The following is a 20965-nucleotide window of genomic DNA, read 5'->3' as shown; positions in this document are numbered from 1 at the left end:
AAATAGGGCGCTCTAAATCTCTTCCCCGACCTCCGCCGCCGGATAGGGCGTTCCAGCTAAGATCGCCAGTCCGGCGACGAAGAAGGCGATCAACACCGCCATGCCGAGACGCGGCGAGCCGCTCAGCGCCGTTACGCTCGCCACCAGGAACGGCGCGAGGAAGCTCGTCGCCCGTCCAGCCAGCGCATAGATGCCGAAATAGCGGCCCGCCTCCTCGGCGCTGACGCTACGCGCCAGATAGGAGCGCGACGACGCCTGCACCGGGCCGAAGGCGATACCGATAAAGACGCCGAACACCAGATAGGCCTTCTCGGCGGCGGTGGCGAACAAGCCGCCGCTATCCTCGCTGGAAAACCGCAAGAAGCCGAACAGCGTATAGTCCGGCCCGGTCGAAACGATGCCGATAGTTGCCAGAAGCAGCAGCACGAGCGACAGGATCACCACTGCTTTCGAGCCGAAAAGCGTATCGATCCGGCTCGCCGCGAGACATCCGAAGATCGCCACCACATTGAGGATGATGCCGAAAAGCCCGATCTCGGTGATCGACCAGCCGAACATCGCAGCCGCGAAGCCGCCGCCCAGCGCCAGCAATCCGTTGACGCCGTCCTGATAGATCATCCGGGCGATGAGAAAACGGAAGATGTTTGCCCGCTGCCGTACTTCGCTGAGCGTCGCCTTGAGCTCGCTCAGGCCCCGTTTCACCGCCGCGCCGAGCGGCAGCCCCTTCACGCCATCAGGCGTGAACAGAAACATCGGCAGGATGAAGACGAAATACCACAGCGCCGAGATCGGCCCCGCCGCCCGCGCATCCTCCCCCTTCGTCGGATCGAGCCCGAACAGCGGATCGAGGCCGATCAGCGTCTTGCCCGTCTGCGGCGAGGCGGCCAGGAAGGCGACGATGAAGATCAAGACGATCATGCCGCCGAGATAACCGAGTCCCCAGGCGATATTGGAGATCCGTCCGATCTCGTCCTTCGAGACGAGCCGCGGCATCATGGAATCATTGAAGACGATGGAGAATTCCGCCGCCACGGAAGCGATCGAAAAGGCGATCAGAACCCAGAAAAGGTTGGAGCCGGGCGCCGCGAACCATAGCAGCGACAGACTGACGATCTGGATCACCGCGAAAAAACCGATCCACGGCTTGCGCACGCCGGTCTGGTCGGCGATGGCGCCTAGAACAGGAGAAAGAATGGCGATGACGAACCCCGCCAGCGCAATGGCATATCCCCAGGCGGCCTGCCCGACCGCCGGATCGGCCGCCATCCGCGAGATGAAATAGGGACCGAAGATGAAGGTCGTGACGACGGTGAAGAAAGGCTGGGCCGCCCAGTCGAACAGCATCCAGCCCCATATGCCGCGCCTTGGGACGCTGGGATTCGTCGCGCCTCCATGCATCGCTTCGTTGATGGTCATGTCCCCTCCGGTTCTTGTGACGGAACCGGAGGTTCCCTTCATGCGGCCAGATCAGACATCAATCCCGCAGCAACGGCAAGCCGCGAAGCGGTGAGATCACCATCTTCCACCAATGCGGTCATACGCTGGCGTATCGCCTCCACCTGGGTGTTGCCGCCGGCGAGCCATGCCTTCGCCGGATCCTTCTCGTCACCAAAGCGCGTCAGCGCCGCGATGGTGATCGCCCTGGTGGCTTGCGCGATCGTATCGTTGGCCCGTGCCAGCGCCATTCCATCATAATAATCAGCAACGGGAATGGCCCGCGCCGCCTCCTCGATCCTGGCGATGCGGAAGGCTTCGGTAATGGTGAAATAGGCCTTCGCCGCCGCGATGAGATCCGATCTCGAGAGATGGGCTATCAGCGCGATGTCAGGCACGACGGAAGCGATCTGCAGCCGGGCGAGGCGAGCGGCGAGATCGGCAGGCGCTCCCTTCGCCGCGAAACCAGCGGTATCATCGACAATGATACCCGTCATGAAATCCGGCATCAGCTTGTTCAGGCGCGGCTCGAGAGTGCGACGGGCATTGCGGATCGCTTCGACGAATTCGGCAAGCGTGGCGTTGGAACTGTCATTGCGCAGCACCCAGGCCGTCGTCCAGTGCAGCATCCGCGAAACTTCGGCATAGAATTCGTTCTGCACCGAGCCGGGCACATGATTGTCGAGCCTGTCGATGGCGTCGAACAGCCCGTCCAGTTCAAAGCCGTCGCGCACCGCCACATAGGCGCGCAGGATCGCCGCCGGCGATTTGCCCGTCATGTCCTGCAGCCGGTTGACGAAGGTCGGCCCTCCACGATTGATCACGTCATTGCCGAGAAGCGTGGCGGTGATCTCGCGTTTCAGCCGGTGTCCCGCGATCTCCGGCGCATAGGCCTTGGTCATGCGCTTGGGAAAATAACCGAATAGCTCCGGCTCGAAATAGGGATCGTCGGGCAGATCGCTTTTGACGATCTGGTCGACCAGCACGAGCTTGGCATAGGCGAGCAGCACACCGAGCTCCGGACGGGTAAGTGCAATCCCGCGCTTTTCCCTTTCCATCAGCGCCTGATCGTCGGGCAGGGTTTCGACCTTGCGGTCGAGCAGCTTCTGTTTTTCGAGATCAGCCATGAACCGGGCCTGATAGGGCAGATCGGCAAGCCCGCGACGCTCCACCAGCGAAATCGCCAGCGGCTGCAGGTAATTGTTGCGCAGCACCAACTCGGCAACTTCGTCGGTCATCGTCCCGAGCAAGCGGTTGCGTGCCGGACGCTGCAGCTTGTCGGCGCGCATCGCTGCGGCGAGCGCGATCTTGATGTTGACCTCGACGTCCGAAGTGTTGACGCCTGCCGAATTGTCTATCGCGTCAGAATTGCACCGGCCGCCGGCGAGGCTGAACTCGATGCGGCCGCGCTGGGTGACGCCGAGATTGGCACCCTCGCCGATGACCTTGGCGCGTACCTCGCTGCCGGTAATGCGGATCGCGTCATTGGCGCGGTCGCCGACCTGGGCATCACTTTCGTTGCTGCCGCGGATATAGGTGCCGATACCGCCGAACCACAGGAGATCGACCGGCGCTTTCAGGATTGCATTGATGATTTCCAGCGGCGTCGCATTCGTCTTGCCGGCGCCGAGGCCGATCGCCTGTGCCGCCTGCGGCGACAGCGAAATTGTCTTTTGCGTACGCGAATAGATGCCCCCGCCCGCCGACAGTTTCGAACGGTCGTAATCCTGCCAGCTTGAGCGCGGCAGGTCGAACAAACGTTGCCGCTCGGCGATGGCGACAGCCGCATCCGGGTCCGGATCGATGAAGATGTCGCGATGGTCGAAGGCGGCGATGAGCTTGGTCTGGCCGGAGAGCAGCATCCCGTTGCCGAAGACGTCGCCCGACATGTCGCCGACGCCAGCGACCGTGAATGGCGTCGTCTGGATATCTATGTCCATCTCGCGGAAATGCCGCTTCACCGCTTCCCATGCGCCGCGCGCGGTGATGCCCATCTTCTTGTGATCGTAGCCGGCCGAGCCACCGGAGGCGAAGGCATCGTCGAGCCAGAAATCATGGGCCTGGCTGATGGCGTTCGCCGTATCGGAGAAGGTCGCGGTGCCCTTGTCGGCGGCAACGACGAAATAGGGATCGTCCGTATCGTGACGAATGACGTTCTGCGGCGGCACCACCGTGTCGTCAACAATATTGTCGGTAACGGAGAGAAGCGTCGAAATGAAAATGATATAGGCCGCGCGCCCCGCTTCGAAGATCGCGTTGCGGTCGCCGCTTGCGGGCAGGCGCTTCGGATAGAACCCGCCTTTCGCGCCGACCGGCACGATCACCGCATTCTTGACCTGCTGCGCCTTCACCAGGCCCAGCACTTCCGTACGATAGTCCTGCGCCCGATCCGACCAGCGTATGCCGCCGCGCGCCACCGGGCCGAAGCGCAGATGCACGCCCTCGACCTCCGGGCCGTAGACGAATATTTCGCGGTAGGGCCGTGGTCGAGGCAGCCCTTCCACCAGGCGCGGATTGAGCTTGAAGGCAAGCGTCACCCGCGGCGAGCCGTCAGCTTCCGGCGCAAAGGCATTGGTGCGCAGCGTCGCCTCCGTGAGATTGAGGAAGCGGCGCACGATCTGATCGTCATCGAGGCTCGGGACGGATTGCAACTCGAGGTCGATAGCATCGCGGATCTGCTTTTCCGCACCCGCCTTGCTGTCCTCGGCGATACGTGCCGGGTTGAACCTCAGATCGAACAGGCTATGGAGATTGCGCGCGATATCAGGATAACGGTTGAGCGCTGCGGCGATGAAGCCCTGCGAATAGGTGATGCCTGCCTGCTGGAGATAGCGGCCATAGGCGCGCAGGATCATGATCTCGCGCGCCGAAAGCCGCGCCGTCTGCACCAGCGCGTTATAGCCGTCATTATCGGCGGTCCCGCTCCATACCGCCCGGAAAGCCTCTTCCAGAAGCGCGCCGTCATCGGTCAGATCGACGGGGACGGAGAAGGCGTTGACGAGCTGCATGTCATGCACATGCACCTTGGCCCCATCCGCTCCGGGCAATTCGAAGGTCTGCTCGCTGATGACCTGGAAACCCATATTTTCCAGAAGCGGCACGCGTCGCGACAGCGCCACCGCCGCGCCATAATGATAGATTTTCAGCGATGCCGCGTCCGCTCCGTCGGCATGATGTTTGTAGAAATCGACATAAAGCGGATTGTCCGGCGAGAGTGCGGCGATGCGCTCGGCATCGACCAGCGCTTCGGAAGGCGTAAAGCTCTCACGGTAGGAATCGGGAAAGCTCGATGCCAGTGCCGCGATGTTGACGCCGTAGACGACGGGGAGGCCGGAAAACGATTCCGCTGCCTCCTGGACCGCATCTTCCCAGGTGCGCACGATGGCGCGGATTTCCGCTTCGAGCGTTTCGCGCGCCACCTCAGGCACAGTGCCTTCAGCGCGGCGGATGATAAAATGAACGCGCGTCAGCGTTCCTTCCATAAAGGACGGATGGAAATCGATGCTCTGCCCGTCATAGACGCGCATCAGATATTGGCTGATCTTCTCGCGGACGATCGAATCGTAACGGTCGCGCGGCACATAGACCAGGACGGAAACGAAGCGCCCGAACGGATCGATGCGCGGCAAGGCGCGCACGCGCGGGCGCTCGCCCAGCGCCAATATGCCTTCAGCATTGGCCATCAGCGTGTCGACGTCGATCTGGAACAAGTCATCGCGCGGATAATCCTCCAGGACATTGAGCAAGGCCTTGCCCGAATGGTCCTGCGGGTTGAACCCCAGCCGCTTGATGACCGCGTCCACCTTGGGGCGCAGATAGGGTATCTTCATGACCGAGCGCGTATAGGCGGTGGAGGTGAACAGGCCGACGAACCGCAATTCGCCGACGACCTCGCCCGTCGCGTCGAAAGATTTGATGCCGATATAGTCGAGATAGCCGCGCCGGTGCACCTGCGACCGGGTATTGGCCTTGGTGACGATCAGGGCTTCGGGCCCTTCGAGAAAGGCCAGCGTTTCGCTCGTCGCCGTCGTGCCGGTGTCGCCGCGGCGCAGGACGCGCACCGCAGGGTCGCTCAGAATACCCAGTTGCGGCTTGTCGGCATGGACGAGCTCGCGCTTCTTGCCCTTGCCCCTGTAGTCATATTCGCGCATGCCGAGGAAGGTGAAATTGTCGTCGCGCAGCCATTCGAGAAACTCGATGGCCTCCGCCACGTTCTTCTTCTTTCCGGGCGGCGGATTGGTCTTGTAGGCCTCGATCGCCTTATCGAGGCGCGCCAGCATCGGCTTCCAGTCCCTGACGGCGGCACGCACCTGGCCGAGTACGGCCTTCAACGAGGAGGCAAGATCGTCGCGCACCGTCTGATCGAGCATCGGCAGATGGATCTGCATGACGCTGACCCGATCCGTCCCTTCGGGTTTGCGGCCGGACGACGCCTCGCCATAGACCCGGACACCGTTCTCGCCATGCACGACATCGAGCACCGGATGCAGCACCATATAGACCGTTCTGGTCCGCTCGCTGATTTCGCCCATCACCGAATCGAGCAGGAATGGCATGTTGTCGTTGATCAGCGTGACGATCGTCACCGGCCGCCCCGCACACCGCACAGTGTTGGCACCATCGACGGAAACGACACTTTCGCCCTTGCGGTGCCGGGAGAGCTCCACGAATGCCAGGCGGGCTGCATCCTCCAGGGCGGCACTGTCATATTCGGCAAGGTCCTCCGGCGGCGCCCACTCGAACAGGAGGGCTGCGAAATCCTTCAATCCCTCCTTCTTATCCGCCTTGTTTCCGACTGCCCCGATTTCCCGTTCCTGCCTGGCTGACACTTCCATACTCCCATGGGAAAGACTGTTTTCCGAAGCCTATCAGATCGGCTTCCGGTTGCGACCACAAACTGCGCCCGCAGGGTGAACTTGCCATGACAAAGCAACAAAATGCGGCAAAAAACATCGCCAGCGAAAGGAAAGGTCGTGGAGAAAGAGCGATTTATCGCATCCGGCCCTGCGATTTCGGCCATCCTCCTATACCTACAACTCGACCAGATGATCGCTGAGCTCGTTGACCTTTTCCCCGGTAGCCGGAAAATGTTTGGCGAGCAGTTCGCCGGCCTTCCCGATCGCCGCGACATATCCGTCGGCCACCGCCGCGCGTGATGCATGATCGGTGAGGATGGCGACGATGCCATTCCACTCTTCCTGCTCCACCTTGGCGTTGATGCCCGCATCGGCCACCACCTCGGCATAATGCTCGGCAAGCGAAACGAACAGGAGAACGCCTGTGCGTTCAGACGTGACATGAATGTTGCGCGCCAGAAACTGCTGAACAGCGTTGAGATGCGCACGGCGATAGCGGATACGGTGCGGCACCAGCACCATGCGTACCGCCGGGACCAGCCACAAAACGAGCACGACGGAAGCGAAGGCCGCCAGAATAGCCAGGCCGAAGACCGGCAGCGAAACATCGAACCAATACCAATGCGCCAGAAGTGCCGCGGCAATCGCGGCGATGATGACGCCGCAAGCGGCGACAAAGCCGGCGGCATAGAAATAATCATCGCTGCGGCGCGCCAGAACGGCATAAATCTCGCCATTCGTCTTTTCTTCCGCGGCGCGGATCGCCTCCGCGATACGGGCGTGATCGTCGGCATCGATGGATTTCTGCACGGACATCTTCCTCACCTACCAGCTTCCCGATGCGCCGCCGCCACCCGACGAACCGCCACCGCCGGAAAATCCGCCGCCACCCGACGACCATCCTCCACCGCCGCCGAAGCCGCCGCCTCCCATCAAAACGCCACCGCCCAAGGCGCCACCCAGGCCACCAGTTGAGCCGCGCGAATGGCCGCCGGCCTGCATGCCGAGCCATTCATAGCGTCCCGGCCCGAGCTTGCGGCCGAAGATCGGTGCAAGCAGCGCAAAGCCGAAGCCGCCGAAGAAGATGAACGCCCAGAAAGTCATGAAGATCACGGAAATCCAGTCGGTCCCGGAAGCGGAGGATTGCGCCTGGATATTGCGCTTTGCCCGCGCCTCGAATTCAGCGCTGTCGCCTGCAAGAACGGTCAGTATGCCGTCGACACCTCTGGAGATGCCGCCGGAATAATCTCCCTGCCGGAAAGCGGGGATGATCGCGCTTCGGATGATGACGCTCGACAGGGCATCGGTCATCGTGCCCTCGAGGCCGTAGCCGACCTCGATGCGCACCTTCCGGTCATTCGGCGCGACGACGAGCAGAATACCGTTGTTTTCCTGCTTCTGGCCGAGCGCCCAGCTGCGGAACAGCCGGTTGGAATAGGATTCGATATCCTCGCCCTCGAGGCTCGGCACGGTGACGACCACCACCTGATCGGATGATTTCGCCTCGAAGGCGGCGAGTTTGTCGTCAAGTGCGGCCCGCGTCTGCGGATCGATGACATTGGCCGCATCGACGACACGCCCGGTCAGCGCCGGCAGCGCCGCGGCGGCCGCCGCGATGGCAACGGACGCGACAAGCGCCATTACGAGGCCCATAGCGAGGCAAAGCCATCGTGCGGCACCCCGGCTGATCGGCATCTCTCGGGTAAATGTCACGGCGACGCCCGTCAATTGAAGTTGACTTTGGGTGCCTGCTGGGCCGCTTCATTGATGGTGAATGTCGGCATGGGCTGGTTGGAACGGAACCAGATCAACTTCCAAAGCATCGTCGGCAGGGTCTGCAGGGAGGTGTTATAGACGCGAACCGCCTCGATATAATCGCGGCGCGCGACCGCGATACGGTTTTCGGTGCCTTCGAGTTGCGATTGCAGCGCCAGGAAGTTCTGGTTGGCCTTCAGATTGGGATAGTTCTCGACCACCGCGAGCAGACGCGACAGGGCGCCGCTCAGATTGGCCTGGTTTTGCTGGAATTGCTTGAAGAGTTCCGGATTGTTGAGCATCTCGGGCGGCAGTTGCACCTGCGTCGCCTTGGCGCGCGCATCGACCACCGCGGTCAGTGTATCCTTTTCATGCGTGGCGTAGCCCTGGACCGTCGCCACAAGATTGGGAATGAGGTCGGTGCGGCGCTGATACTGGTTCAAGACCTCGCTCCAGGCCGCCTTGACTTGCTGCTCCTGGGTCGGAATGGTGTTGAAGCCGCATGCCGATAGCAACGGCACCAGCATGACCAGCAACAGCGCAGGAAAGAGACGGCGGCCGGAAAGCCGCAGAGTGGTAACAGCGGACATGCATATCTCCTGATGGCCCTTTGACACAAATGGCAGTGCCATCCCCAGCACAGTGGCGTGAGGGTAATCGTATTCGCGGCCAAAGAAAATAGCCAAGAATTTGCCCTGTCGGTGGAAAAACCGCATGATGAAACGGATCGAAGCGTCTATGCTGGATCGGGAACATTGAGGGAGCCAACGCAGCGATGACCGGACGCCCGAAAGGCGACAGCGCCAGGGAAACGGAAGCCCGGCGCATCCTGGACAGGATAGGCCGCGAATCGACAGCCGATCACGGCATGGTCGCGCGTGGCGTCGAGCGGACGAAGAAGCACCTTTCCGCCGCCGACGCGGACCCGGCCGACAACATCGAACTGTGGGGTACGCGCATAGGGCGGACATTCGGGCTGCTGCTGATTATAGCTGCAATCGTCTGGGTCCTGATCTATCTTGCGCGCACGCCTTAAGATGCGGTCCTCTTCCCTCCCGCCGCTTTTTCTTTATTGTGATGATGCCGTAACACGTCCTGCGAGCCCCTTTTAATGAGCAATTTCGAAGCGTCAGACGCAACCGCCGTCATCGTGATCTCGAGCCATGTCGTGCGCGGTTCGGTCGGCAACCGAGCCGCCGTTTTTGCGCTGGAAACGCTGGGCCATCCCGTGTGGGCCGTGCCGACGGTGGTCCTTCCCTGGCATCCCGGCCATGGCCCCGCCAAGCGCATCATCCCTGAGGAGCAGCAGTTCGACGATCTCATCGCCGATCTGGAGCGCGCACCCTGGCTGGGCGAGGTCGGCGCGGTGTTGACTGGCTACCTCGGCCAGGCCTCGCAGGCCAAAAGCATTGCGAGGCTTGTCGAGGCCGTCAAGGCGAAGAACCCACGCGCGCGCTATCTCTGTGATCCGGTCATCGGCGACGAAAAAGGGCTCTATGTCCCCGAGGCGACCGCGATCGCCATTCGTGACCATCTGATGCCGCTCGCCGACATAGGGACGCCCAACCGCTTCGAGCTTGCCTGGCTAACGGGCGTGCCGCTGGAGGATAACAAGACAATCATGGAAGCCGCTCTCGAAACTGGTCCCGCCACCATGCTCGTCACCTCCGCCATACCGATGATGAGCGGCAGCACGGGCAATCTCCTTTTGACGCCGACATTGGCGATGATGGCTGAACATCGCCAGGTGAATGGGCCGACCAACGGTCTGGGCGATCTGACCGCGGCCCTCTTTCTCGCCCGAACCTTGGCCGGCCTTTCCCAGGAAAAGATCCTTCAAGGGACGACAGCGGCCGTTTTCGAGATCATCGCCCGCGCCGCCAAGCGTGGCGCCGACGAACTGATGCTCGAAGCCGATGCTTCGAGCCTGTCGACGCCCATGGCCATGGTGCAGATCCGCAGGCTCATGCATCCGACCAGGGGGTTGAGGGCGTAACGGAAAATTCCCAAGACGAATTGATCTTCTTCTCGACCGGGGCTATGGCACAAGCATGAACACTCTTCCCGACGCGCTCCTTGCCGGTTACCGCAATTTCATGTCAGGGCGTTTCAGCAACGAATCCCTGCGCTACAAGGAATTGGCCGAACAGGGACAGACGCCGGAGACGATGGTTATCGCCTGCTGTGATTCACGGGCTGCGCCGGAAATCATCTTCGACACGCGTCCCGGCGAAATTTTCGTCGTGCGCAATGTCGCCAATCTGGTGCCCCCCTATGAGCCGGACGGAGAGTATCACTCGACCTCGGCAGCCCTCGAGTTTGCCGTGCAGAGCCTCAAGGTCAAGCATATCGTCGTGCTCGGCCATGGCCGCTGCGGCGGCATCAAGGCGGCGCTCGATCTTGAAAGCGCCCCTCTCTCGCCGGGCGACTTCATCGGCAAATGGATGAGCCTCGTCGCCCCGGCCGCCGAAGCGGTCACCGCCAATGCGATGATGACATCGGGCGAACGGCAGACGGCGCTGGAGCGCATCACCATCCGCTATTCCATCGCCAATCTGCGCAGCTTTCCCTGCGTCGATATCCTGGAGAAGAAGGGCCGTCTCAGCCTGCATGGCGCCTGGTTCGACATCTCCACCGGCGAACTGTGGGTCATGGACCGCAAGACGGGAGACTTCATCCGCCCACCTGCGGAGTGAGACATTGACGCCGCGCGATTGCACCACGCGGCGCCCCGAACTCACCTTGCAAATTCAGCCATCGATCTCCTTGCCGATGATGGCGATCGCCTGCTGATAGACGCTGGCGGAATTCCAACCCTGAAGGGCGCCGAAATTGACCTGCCCCGGCTGATAACCGCCGCCCGGCTGCCAACCATGGCCGCGCAGGAAGTTGGCCGTGGAGGCAAGAGCATCGACCCTGGAGCGGGCCATGTCGATATGTCCGTTGCCGTCGCCATCCACGCCGAACCTCAGCACATTGAGCGGCAGGAACTGCGTCTGACCGATCTCGCCATGGGCAGCGCCGATCGCATCGGGGCTCAGATCTCCTCTGTCGATGAGTTTGAGCGCAGCATAGAGATGATCGGTGAAATAGGCCGAACGGCGGCAATCATAGGCGAGCGTCGCGACGGCGGAAAGCGTGTTCTGGTTGCCCAAAAACTTACCGAAGCCGGTTTCCATGCCCCAGATGGCGATCAACGGTCCGGCGGGCACGCCATAGCGCCTTTCCAGACTGGCAAAGAGCTTGGCGTTCTTCTTCTTCATCGATCTGCCGCGGTTGATGATCGCCTGTCCGCCGCGCTTCTTCATGAACTGGTCGAGCGAAAGCTTGAAGCTCTTCTGATTGCGGTCGGCATAAATCGTTTTGGTAGCGTAGCGGGTATTGTCGAGGGCGCTCAAGGCCCGCCGGCCGACGCCCCGCGCCGCAGCCTCTTTCTTGAATTGCTGCACCCAGGTCGAATAGCCTCCTGCGGTATTTCCGCATTGCGCGGCCTGGGCCAGGCCGGCCGGTACAACCAGAGCGGTCAACGCCGCCGCGAAAAAGATGCCCATGCTGCCCTTGCGGGACAAGAATGCCATTCCATTCTCCTCGTAAAATCGATTCTGCCGCCGAAATCGTTATTCGGCCAAAAAAGGGAGATACACGAGGAGATTGCGGAAACCAAGCATGAGACAGGGCCTGTTGCACCGAACCTTCCGGTTCTGGTCGGCTTTGTCGCCGAGCGCGGTTTTCGCGCAACACTTTTAAGGCGCGACGATTGACTTTCCCCGACTTTTCCTGTTTAAGCGCCCCATCAATCCGCGACGAGCAGAGACTCTCGAAGCAGCCGACCGGGACCCATTTGGTCTAAAACGATCCCGGAGGTCCACACCCGACAGCGCAATGCGCCCTCGGGTGTTGTTTTGCTTTGGCCTGTTCGAAGGGTATTGGGCTTCGGCGCGGAACGACCTACCTCTTGCGAAGAACTTGTCATCGCACGGGTAAAAAGGAAAACGGATGTTTGAAACTCTACAGGAACGCCTCGGTACGATTCTCAACGGCCTGACCGGCCGCGGCGCCCTGTCCGACCAGGACGTGGCGGCGGCGCTGCGCGAAGTGCGCCGTGCGCTGATCGAAGCCGACGTCGCGCTCGACGTGGTCCGCGCCTTTACGGACCGCGTCCGCGAGAAAGCCGTCGGCGCGGAAATCCTGAAAAGCATCAAGCCGGGCCAGATGGTCGTCAAGATCGTCCATGACGAACTGGTCGAGATGCTCGGCTCCGAAGGCATCACCATCGACCTCAATGCGCCCGCTCCGGTCGTCATCATGATGGTCGGCCTGCAGGGTTCCGGCAAGACCACGACGACGGGCAAGATCGCCAAGCGCCTTGCAGAGCGGCAGAAAAAGAAGATCCTGATGGCCTCGCTCGATACGCGCAGGCCCGCCGCGCAGGAGCAGCTTCGCCAATTGGGTGTCCAGACCGGCGTCGACACGCTGCCCATCATCGCCGGCCAGTCGCCGGTCGAGATCGCGGCGCGCGCCGTCCAGGCGGCCAGGCTCGGCGGTCATGACGTGGTCATTCTCGATACGGCGGGCCGTACCCATATCGACGAGCCGCTGATGATCGAAATGGCCGACATCAGGAAAAAGGCCGAGCCGCATGAAATTCTGCTCGTCGCCGATGCCCTGACCGGACAGGACGCCGTCAACCTGGCCCGTTCCTTCGACGAGCGTGTGGGCATCACCGGCATCGTTCTGACCCGCATGGACGGCGACGGACGCGGCGGTGCGGCCCTTTCCATGCGCGCCGTCACCGGCAAGCCGATCAAGCTGATCGGCACCGGCGAGAAGATGGATGCGCTGGAGGAATTCTATCCGCGCCGTATCGCCGACCGCATCCTCGGCATGGGCGATATCGTTTCGCTCGTCGAGAAGGCTTCCGAAAACATCGACGCCGAAAAAGCGGCGGCGATGGCCAAGAAGATGCAGTCCGGCAAGTTCGATCTCAACGATCTTGCCGACCAGCTCGGCCAGATGCAGAAGCTCGGCGGCATGGGCGGCATCATGGGAATGATGCCTGGCATGGGCAAGATGAAGGATCAGGTCGCCGCGGCTGGCCTCGACGATTCGGTCTTCAAGCGCCAACTTGCCATCATCGGCTCCATGACGGCCGCTGAACGCGGCAACCCCGATATGCTGAAGCACAGCCGCAAGCAGCGCATCGCAAAGGGCTCAGGCACCAATGCCGCCGATATCAACAAGCTCCTGAAGATGCACCGTCAGATGGCCGATATGATGAAAGCCATGGGCGGCAAGGGCAAGGGCGGCGGCATGATGCAGAAGATGATGGGCGGCATGGCCTCCAAGATGGGGCTCGGGGGCATGGGCGGCGGCCTTGCCGGCATGGGCGGAATGCCCGATCTCTCGAAACTCGATCCCAAGCAGCTTGAAGCCTTGCAGAAGCAGGCCGAAGCGTCCGGTTTGGCCAAGGGCGGCTTGCCCGGCCTTGGCGGTGGTGGCTTGCCCGGTCTGCCGGGCGGCCCGCGCCTTCCCGGACCCGGCGGTCTCCCTGGTTTGCCAAAGAAGAAGTGACTGATATGAACGACAAGAGCCTGGCTGATGAGCTGTCCGCCCTGCGCGCCTCGATCGACAATATCGATGCCGCCCTTATCCATATGCTGGCCGAGCGCTTCCGCTGCACCAAGGCAGTGGGCGTTCTGAAAGCCGAACACGGGCTCACCCCCGCTGATCCGATCCGCGAGAAACAGCAGGTCGAGCGACTGCGCCGTCTGGCGTTGGAAGCGAGCCTCGACCCCGATTTTGCCGAGAAGTTCCTCAACTTCATCGTCAAGGAAGTGATCCGCCATCACGAGAATACCGCTGCCCAACGCAGCGTCAGCTAGAGCAAGTCCAGGAAAAGTGGGAACCGGTTTTCCCGGGAAAAATACTTCCTATTTTCCCATCGGACTTGCGTAAGACAATAACTGAAACGCCGCAATGCGGCATCAATCAACCACCGCTTCCGGGCGGTAAATGAACAGACCTACAGGAGAATGAAATGTCGTTGAAAATCCGTCTGGCCCGTGCGGGCTCGAAGAAGCGTCCTTATTACCACATCGTGGTTGCCGACGTCCGCTCACCGCGCGACGGCCGCTTTATCGAGAAGATCGGCGCCTGGAACCCGACGCTGCCGAAGGATGCCGAGCGCGTCACGCTCGATGCCGACCGCATCGCCCATTGGCTCGGCCACGGCGCACAGCCGACCGACCGCGTGCTCCGCTTCCTCGATCAGGCCGGCCTTGCCAAGCGCCCTGCCCGCAGCAACCCTGAAAAGGCCGTTCCGGGCAAGAAGGCGCAGGAGCGCGTCGCTCTCGCCAAGCAGGCCGAGGAAGACGCAGCAGCCAAGGCTGCCGAAGCAGCGCAGGCCCCAGCCGAGGCCGAAGCTCCGGCAGCGGAAGCCGCAAGCGAATAATTCGCCTTTCGGCGTCGGATATCGCCGCGAGAGCGGCTTTATTCCATATCAAAATGAAAACGGCAGCCCCGCGGCTGCCGTTTTCTATTAGAGCGGTTCACTTTCAGACGGAAACGAGACGTTTTCGCCCCTATAAGCAACCGTTCTGCGGCGGAAACGTCTGCAATTGGCCGCCAACAACCAAACTCCCGTCATTCCTGTGCTCGTCACAGGTTGCCATGCCTCGTCATCTCCACAGTTCCGACGATGCAGAATGATAAGGCTAGACGATTCCATCAAAACAGGAACCGCTGTAATGGCAATGCTGGCGATCAGTTCATCGTCGGGATGACGAATTCCGCACCCTCCTTGACGCCGGACGGCCAGCGCGAGGTGACGGTCTTGGTCTTGGTGTAGAAGCGGAAGGCGTCCGGCCCGTGCTGGTTGAGATCGCCGAAGCCGGAAGCCTTCCAGCCGCCGAAGGTGTAATAGGCGATCGGCACCGGGATCGGCACATTGATGCCGACCATGCCGACCTGGACGCGCGAGGCGAAATCGCGCGCCGCGTCGCCATCGCGGGTGAAGATGGCGACGCCATTGCCATATTCATGATCGTTCGGCAGGGCCAGCGCTTCCTCGTAGTTCTTCGCCCGCACCACAGAGAGAACCGGACCGAAGATTTCTTCCTTGTAGATGCGCATGTCGGGTGTCACGTGATCGAACAGGCAGCCGCCCATGTAATAGCCGTTCTCATAGCCCTGCATCTTGAAGCCGCGCCCGTCGATGACGAGCTTCGCGCCCTCCTTCACGCCAAGATCGACATAACCGTGCACGCGGTCGAGCGCCTGCTTGGTCACCAGCGGACCGTAATCGGCACTCGCATCGGTCGACGGCCCCACCTTCAGGCTTTCCACACGCGGAATGAGCTTTTCGACCAGACGATCGGCCGTTTCCTGGCCGACCGGCACGGCAACCGAGATCGCCATGCAGCGCTCGCCCGCCGAACCGTAGCCCGCGCCGATCAGCGCATCGACCGTCTGGTCCATGTCGGCATCGGGCATGATGATCATGTGGTTCTTGGCACCGCCGAAGCACTGGACGCGCTTGCCGTTGGCGCAGCCCCTGGCATAGATATATTGCGCGATCGGCGTCGAGCCGACGAAGCCGATGGCCTTGACATCGGCTTCGTCGAGCAGCGCATCGACCGCATCCTTGTCGCCATTGACCACGTTGAAAATCCCGGCGGGAAGCCCGGCCTCCATGAAAAGCTCGGCAAGGCGCATCGGCACGCCCGGATCGCGCTCCGATGGCTTGAGGATGAAGGCGTTACCGCAGGCGATCGCCGGCGCTGCCTTCCATAGCGGGATCATCGCCGGGAAATTGAACGGCGTGATGCCGGCGACGACGCCGAGCGGCTGGCGCATCGAATAGGTGTCGATCCCCGGACCGGCATTATCGGTGAACTCACCCTTCAGCATATGCGGCGAACCGAGGCAGACCTCGACCACATCGAGGCCACGCTGGATGTCGCCCTTGGCATCGGGAATGGTCTTGCCGTGCTCGCGGGCGAGCAGTTCGGCAAGCGAATCATGCTCGGCCTCGACCAGCTCCAGGAACTTGCGCAAGACGCGCGCCCGGCGCTGCGGATTGGTCGCGCCCCATTGCGGCTGCGCCGCCTTGGCGTTCTCGACTGCGGCGCGCACCTCGTCCTTACCAGCCAATGCGACCTTGCCCTGGACCGTGCCGTCCATCGGCTGGAAGACGTCGGAGGTCCGCCCGCTCTTGCCCTCGACATGCTTGCCCCCGATGAAATGACCAATATTGCGCATCGCGCCTTCTCCCTTTTGATTATCCGGAATTATGGGATCATCATCGCTCTGCAAAATTCATATTGCAAGGCGCGCAAAGACGTATCCGTTGTGCAAAAACTATAGTAATCATCACCTCATGAACTGGGACGATATACGTATATTCCTGGCCGTCGCGCGCGCCGGCCAGATCCTCGGCGCGGCGCGCCGGCTCGGGCTCAACCACACGACGGTGGCGCGCCGGCTCACCGCGCTCGAAACCGCGCTCAGCACCACTTTGCTGACGCGGCGGACCAATGGTTCGGAACTGACACAGGCCGGCGAGGAGTTCCTGCTTTCGGCCGAGCGCATGGAAGCGGAGATGCTTGCCGCCCGCTCAGCAGTCGGCGATGCCGATGTGGCGATCTCAGGCACGGTCAGGATCGGCGCACCGGATGGTTTCGGCGTGACCTTTCTCGCCCCGCGCCTTGCGTCCCTCACCGCGCGTTATCCCGATCTCACCATCCAGCTCGTGCCGGTGCCGCGCTCCTTTTCGCTGTCGCGGCGTGAGGCCGATATCGCCATCACCGTGGACCGGCCCGATCAAGGCAGGCTCATCGCGCGCAAGCTCGTCGATTATACGCTGGGCCTCTATGCCCACATCGGCTATTTGGAAGAATGCGGTATTCCGCAATCGGTGGAGGAGTTAACCGCACACCGGCTCGTCGGTTATGTCGAGGATCTGGTCATCAGCCCCTCGCTCAATTACGCCTCCGAGATCAGCCGCGACTGGAAACCGGCCTTCGAGGTATCGAGCGCGCTCGGCCAGGTCGAGGCGGTGAAAGCCGGTGCCGGCATCGGCATTCTCCACGCCTTCATCGCGCGCGAGCACGCCGATCTCGTGCCCGTCCTGCCCGAACGCATCATCCGGCGCGCCTATTGGCTCGCCTATCATGAATCGGCCCGCACGCTCCGCCGCGTCACCGCCGTGTCGGGCTTCATCTCCGATCTGGTGGAGAGCGAGAGAAGCCGGTTCGTTTAAGCCCGCAAAAAAAGCGTCAGACGATGCCGCCGCTGCCACCCTTCACCGCCGGGCGTTCCTTGCCGACCTTCTGGCGATAGCCACTGGCGCGATAGGCGGCGACCGGATCGATCGCGCCACCGGCACGGCGTCGTGCTTCGGCGAGGATCGGTTCGACATCGGTGCGGTACGCCCGTTTCAGCGTCTCCGATGCCAACAGCGCGTCGTTGTCGTCCTGATAACCCGACAGCGCCCCGCGATCGACCAGCAGCGCCTGCGCATAAGCGCGGCGGATTTCATTGGCGCTGGAAATCAGGCTCTCGATCGGGTCGGTGACATTGTGCGACTGGTCGATCATATGCGCGGGATGAAAACCCTTCACACCACGATATTCGGCATCCACCAGCTCGTTGAAGACGAGAAACAACCGGTAAGGATCGATGGCGCCCGCATCGAGATCGTCATCGCCATATTTGGAATCGTTGAAATGGAAGCCGCCCAGCTTGCCGAACTGGATGAGCCGGGCGACGATCATCTCGATATTGGTGTTGGGCGCATGATGGCCCAGATCAACAAGGCAGAAGGCCTTATCCCCGAGCGTCGAGGCGATGAGATAGTTCGTGCCCCAATCCTGCACCACGCTCGAATAGAAAGCCGGCTCATACATCTTGTGCTCGGAGAAGATGCGCCAATCCTCGGGCAACGCCTTGTAGACTTCGCCCATAGAGGCGAGATAACGCTCGAAACTGCGGGTGAAATTCGACTGGCCCGGGAAGTTCGATCCATCGCCGACCCACACTGTCAGCGCTTTTGCGCCGATGGCCTCGCCGATCTCGATACACTCGATATTGTGCTCGACCGCCTGCGCCCGCACCGCGGCGTCGACATGGCTGAGCGAACCGAACTTGTAGGAATGCACCTGATCCGGCGCATCGGAAAACGTGTTCGAGTTCATCGCGTCGAAGCTGAGGCCCAACGCCTGCGCCTTGGCTTTCAGATCCTTCGGGTCCGCCTTGTCCCAGGGGATATGCAGCGAGACCGCAGGCGTCGCCCGCGTCAATTGCTGGATGACGCCGCAATCGTCGAGCTTGTCGAAAATCCCCCGCGGCTCGCCGATGCCGGGGAAGCGGGCAAAACGGGTGCCCCCCGTCCCCACGCCCCAGGACGGCACCGCGACGAAGAATTCACCCACCGTGGAGGTGATTTCCTCGATATCGACGCCACGACGGGCGAGATTTGCACCAAGCGCCTCATAATCGCTTTTCAGTGCGTTCTCACGCGCGGCGTTTTCATCGGCGACGAGATCACCGGAGATTCTTAAGTCAGACATGGTTTCCTCCCGAATGACAGCAATTAAAGCGATTCTTGTTTGATGGCATCGCGAGGCACCCCCCTCTGCCTTGCCAGGCATCTCCCCCACAAGGGGGGAGATTGAGCCTTCATGAAGGTTTGGTACCAATCGCAAACGTTGCAGAATGAACACCAAAAGCCATGTCAGCTAATCTCCCCCCTTGTGGGGGAGATGGCTGGCAAGCCAGAGGGGGGTACTGCCCCGCCAGCATTTCCATATGTTATCTTGTAAAACTCTGCGCATTCCCCGCATCGACATTGATGATATTGCCCGTCGACTTGGCCGACGCATCCGACGCCAGGAAATAGATCGCCTCCGCAATATCCTCGGGGAAAACGTTCAGCTTCAACAGCGAGCGATTGCGGTAATGCTCCTCAAGGTCGCTCACCTCGATCTTCGATGACGCCGCGCGCTGTTCGCGCCATTCGCCGTTCCAGATCTTGGAACCACGCAGCACCGCATCCGGATTGACCGTATTCACACGAATGCCGGCATCAGCGCCCTCCAGCGCCAGGCAGCGCGCCAGATGGATTTCCGCTGCCTTGGCGGTGCAATAGGCGGATGCGCCGGGCGAAGCGGCAAGACCATTTTTCGACGCGACGAAGATCACATTGCCGCCGAGCTTCTGGCGGCGGAACAGCCGGAAGGCCTCGCGTGAGACGAGGAAATAGCCGGTCGCCAGAATATCGATATTGCGGTTCCACATGGAAAGCTCCGTCGCCTCGACAGGCGCGGAAGATGCGATGCCGGCATTCGACACCAGAATGTCGAGCCCGCCGAACTCAACCACCGCATCGGCAAACGAAGCGATCACACCGGCCTCGTCGGTCACGTTCAATACGACGCTGCGAACCACATCGCCGCCGAAGCGCTTGGCGAAATCCGCATGAGCGCTTTTGAGCGCTTCCGCGTCGATATCGGCAAGCACAATGCATGCGCCCTCGCCCGCCAGCCGCTCCGCTGTCGCCCGGCCGATGCCGCCCGCGCCGCCGGTCACCAGCGCGACACGGCCAGCCAGACTCTTCGGCTTCGGCATACGCTGCAGCTTGGCCTCTTCGAGCAGCCAATATTCAATGTCGAAGGCCTCCTGCTCCGGCAGGCCCTGATATTCGGACACGGAAGATGCGCCGCGCATCACATTGATGGCGTTGACGTAGAATTCACCGGCGATCCGCGCCGTCGCACGGTCGCGGGCGAATGACAACATGCCGACGCCGGGCACGAGGAAGATCACCGGATTGGGATCGCGCATCGCAGGCGAATTGGCGTGCTTGCAGGTCTCGTAATAGCGCGTGTAGTCGGCGCGGTAATCTGCAAGCGCCTTTTCCAGCCCGGCCACCACGGCGTCAACATCCGGGTTCGCAGGATTAAAATCCAGCACCAGCGGACGGATCTTGGTGCGCAGGAAATGGTCCGGGCAGCTCGTGCCGAGCGCCGCCAGCGGGCGCAAATCTTGTGCGTTGACGAATTCCAACACCGCAGCCTGATCGTCGAAATGGCCAAGCTTGCGCTCGCCCTTGCCGATAAGCCCACGAATTTCCGGCATTATCCGCGCGGCGATGGCGCGGCGTTGGGCCGGGTCGAGGCTCTGGGCGACAGCACCACCGAAAGCCGCCTTCCCCTCGATCTTCTCGGCCAGCCAGCGGATCGCCTTGTTGATCACGTCGAGCGTCAACTCATAGCAAGCCTTGGCGTCATCAGCCCAGGTAAACAGACCATGGCTTTCAAGCACAACACCCTTCGCCTGCGGGTTTGCCTTGACGAAGGCTTCAAGGTCCAGACCAAGCTGGAAGCCCGGACGCCGCCACGGCAGCCAGCCGATCTCGTCGCCGAAAATTTCCTGCGTCAGTTCCCGCGAGTTCTTCGAAGCCGCGATCGCGATGATTGCATCGGGATGCATGTGGTCCACATGCGTAAACGGCACGAAACCATGCAGCGGCGTATCGATGGAAGCGGCGCGCGGATTGAGATTGAAGGTGCAATGCGGCAGGAAACCGACCATGCGGTCCTCATCCTCGACACCCCCGTAAAGACCCTTCAATGCATCGAGCTTGTCCTGATAGAGCGTCGCGAAACCATCGAGCTTGATCGTACCAACATCGCCGCCCGATCCCTTGACCCACAGCACTTGAACCGGCTCGCCCGTCAGCGGATCGGTTTCCGTCACCTTCGCCGACGTATTGCCACCGCCATAATTGGTGATGCGCTTGTCCGCACCCAGCAGATTGGAGCGATAGAGCAGCTTGCCGGGTTCATCGAGGCCCGCCGCGTGTGCCTCATCCCAACGGTTTTCCAGAAGCCTTACCTGGGCCGCCATGTCATCCTCCCTGT

16 protein-coding genes are annotated in these 20965 nt (G+C 61.6%); 7 read left to right on the top strand and 9 right to left on the bottom strand.

Annotated features, from left to right (window positions below):
* Positions 1–12: 12 nt before the first annotated feature.
* The 5 genes from C5748_RS08330 to C5748_RS08310 all read right to left on the bottom strand — a co-directional run bounded on the left by C5748_RS08330 (position 13) and on the right by C5748_RS08310 (position 8635).
* Positions 13–1416 (bottom strand): MFS transporter, encoded by a 1404-nt coding sequence (locus tag C5748_RS08330; protein ID WP_245428896.1) that lies wholly within the window; start codon positions 1414–1416, stop codon positions 13–15.
* Positions 1417–1454: 38 nt separating this feature from the next.
* Complete coding sequence (locus tag C5748_RS08325) at positions 1455–6263, bottom strand: NAD-glutamate dehydrogenase (RefSeq protein ID WP_425350224.1); 4809 nt, start codon at positions 6261–6263, stop codon at positions 1455–1457.
* A gap of 201 nt (positions 6264–6464) precedes the next feature.
* Positions 6465–7106 (bottom strand): TPM domain-containing protein, encoded by a 642-nt coding sequence (locus C5748_RS08320; protein ID WP_105741480.1) that lies wholly within the window; start codon positions 7104–7106, stop codon positions 6465–6467.
* A 9-nt stretch (positions 7107–7115) separates the two neighbouring features.
* Entirely contained in the window at positions 7116–7985 is an 870-nt protein-coding gene (locus C5748_RS08315; RefSeq protein WP_105741479.1) for a TPM domain-containing protein, read from the bottom strand.
* 29 nt (positions 7986–8014) lie between these two features.
* The gene (locus C5748_RS08310) at positions 8015–8635 is read right to left on the bottom strand and encodes a LemA family protein (RefSeq protein WP_105741478.1); all 621 of its coding nucleotides are present in this window, start codon (positions 8633–8635) and stop codon (positions 8015–8017) included.
* A gap of 185 nt (positions 8636–8820) precedes the next feature.
* Here C5748_RS08310 and C5748_RS08305 point away from each other — a divergent pair, with 185 nt between their 5' ends.
* The 3 genes from C5748_RS08305 to C5748_RS08295 all read left to right on the top strand — a co-directional run bounded on the left by C5748_RS08305 (position 8821) and on the right by C5748_RS08295 (position 10741).
* The gene (locus tag C5748_RS08305; protein ID WP_105741477.1) at positions 8821–9081 is read left to right on the top strand and encodes a hypothetical protein; all 261 of its coding nucleotides are present in this window, start codon (positions 8821–8823) and stop codon (positions 9079–9081) included.
* A 75-nt stretch (positions 9082–9156) separates the two neighbouring features.
* Positions 9157–10041, top strand: a complete 885-nt coding sequence (gene pdxY, locus C5748_RS08300; RefSeq protein ID WP_105741476.1) for a pyridoxal kinase PdxY — start codon at positions 9157–9159, stop codon at positions 10039–10041.
* 55 nt (positions 10042–10096) lie between these two features.
* Positions 10097–10741, top strand: a complete 645-nt coding sequence (locus tag C5748_RS08295) for a carbonic anhydrase (protein ID WP_105741475.1) — start codon at positions 10097–10099, stop codon at positions 10739–10741.
* 54 nt (positions 10742–10795) lie between these two features.
* Here C5748_RS08295 and C5748_RS08290 read toward each other — a convergent pair whose 3' ends face one another.
* Positions 10796–11623 (bottom strand): lytic murein transglycosylase, encoded by an 828-nt coding sequence (locus tag C5748_RS08290; RefSeq protein ID WP_105741474.1) that lies wholly within the window; start codon positions 11621–11623, stop codon positions 10796–10798.
* Between the two features lie 418 nt (positions 11624–12041).
* Here C5748_RS08290 and ffh point away from each other — a divergent pair, with 418 nt between their 5' ends.
* The 3 genes from ffh to rpsP all read left to right on the top strand — a co-directional run bounded on the left by ffh (position 12042) and on the right by rpsP (position 14496).
* Complete coding sequence (gene ffh, locus C5748_RS08285; protein WP_105741473.1) at positions 12042–13616, top strand: signal recognition particle protein; 1575 nt, start codon at positions 12042–12044, stop codon at positions 13614–13616.
* Between the two features lie 5 nt (positions 13617–13621).
* Positions 13622–13927: a chorismate mutase gene (locus C5748_RS08280; RefSeq protein ID WP_105741472.1), complete on the top strand. Its 306-nt coding sequence runs from the start codon at positions 13622–13624 to the stop codon at positions 13925–13927.
* A gap of 155 nt (positions 13928–14082) precedes the next feature.
* Positions 14083–14496: a 30S ribosomal protein S16 gene (gene rpsP, locus C5748_RS08275; RefSeq protein ID WP_105741471.1), complete on the top strand. Its 414-nt coding sequence runs from the start codon at positions 14083–14085 to the stop codon at positions 14494–14496.
* A 311-nt stretch (positions 14497–14807) separates the two neighbouring features.
* Here rpsP and C5748_RS08270 read toward each other — a convergent pair whose 3' ends face one another.
* Positions 14808–16304, bottom strand: a complete 1497-nt coding sequence (locus C5748_RS08270; RefSeq protein ID WP_105741470.1) for a CoA-acylating methylmalonate-semialdehyde dehydrogenase — start codon at positions 16302–16304, stop codon at positions 14808–14810.
* Positions 16305–16422: 118 nt separating this feature from the next.
* Between C5748_RS08270 and C5748_RS08265 the strand changes: the two genes are divergently transcribed.
* Positions 16423–17304 carry a LysR family transcriptional regulator gene (locus C5748_RS08265; protein ID WP_105741469.1) on the top strand — a complete coding sequence of 294 codons (882 nt, stop codon included), beginning with the start codon at positions 16423–16425 and terminating at the stop codon, positions 17302–17304.
* A 16-nt stretch (positions 17305–17320) separates the two neighbouring features.
* Here C5748_RS08265 and rhaI read toward each other — a convergent pair whose 3' ends face one another.
* Positions 17321–18613, bottom strand: a complete 1293-nt coding sequence (gene rhaI / locus C5748_RS08260; RefSeq protein ID WP_105741468.1) for an L-rhamnose catabolism isomerase — start codon at positions 18611–18613, stop codon at positions 17321–17323.
* 241 nt (positions 18614–18854) lie between these two features.
* Positions 18855–20951, bottom strand: a complete 2097-nt coding sequence (locus C5748_RS08250) for a bifunctional rhamnulose-1-phosphate aldolase/short-chain dehydrogenase (RefSeq protein WP_105741467.1) — start codon at positions 20949–20951, stop codon at positions 18855–18857.
* Between the last annotated feature and the right edge of the window lie 14 nt (positions 20952–20965).

Source organism: Phyllobacterium phragmitis (genome assembly GCF_002980495.1).
Lineage (GTDB): Bacteria > Pseudomonadota > Alphaproteobacteria > Rhizobiales > Rhizobiaceae > Paramesorhizobium > Paramesorhizobium phragmitis.
Note: the sequence above shows the minus strand (reverse complement) of the source record. Positions and strands in the feature narration are given on the sequence as shown.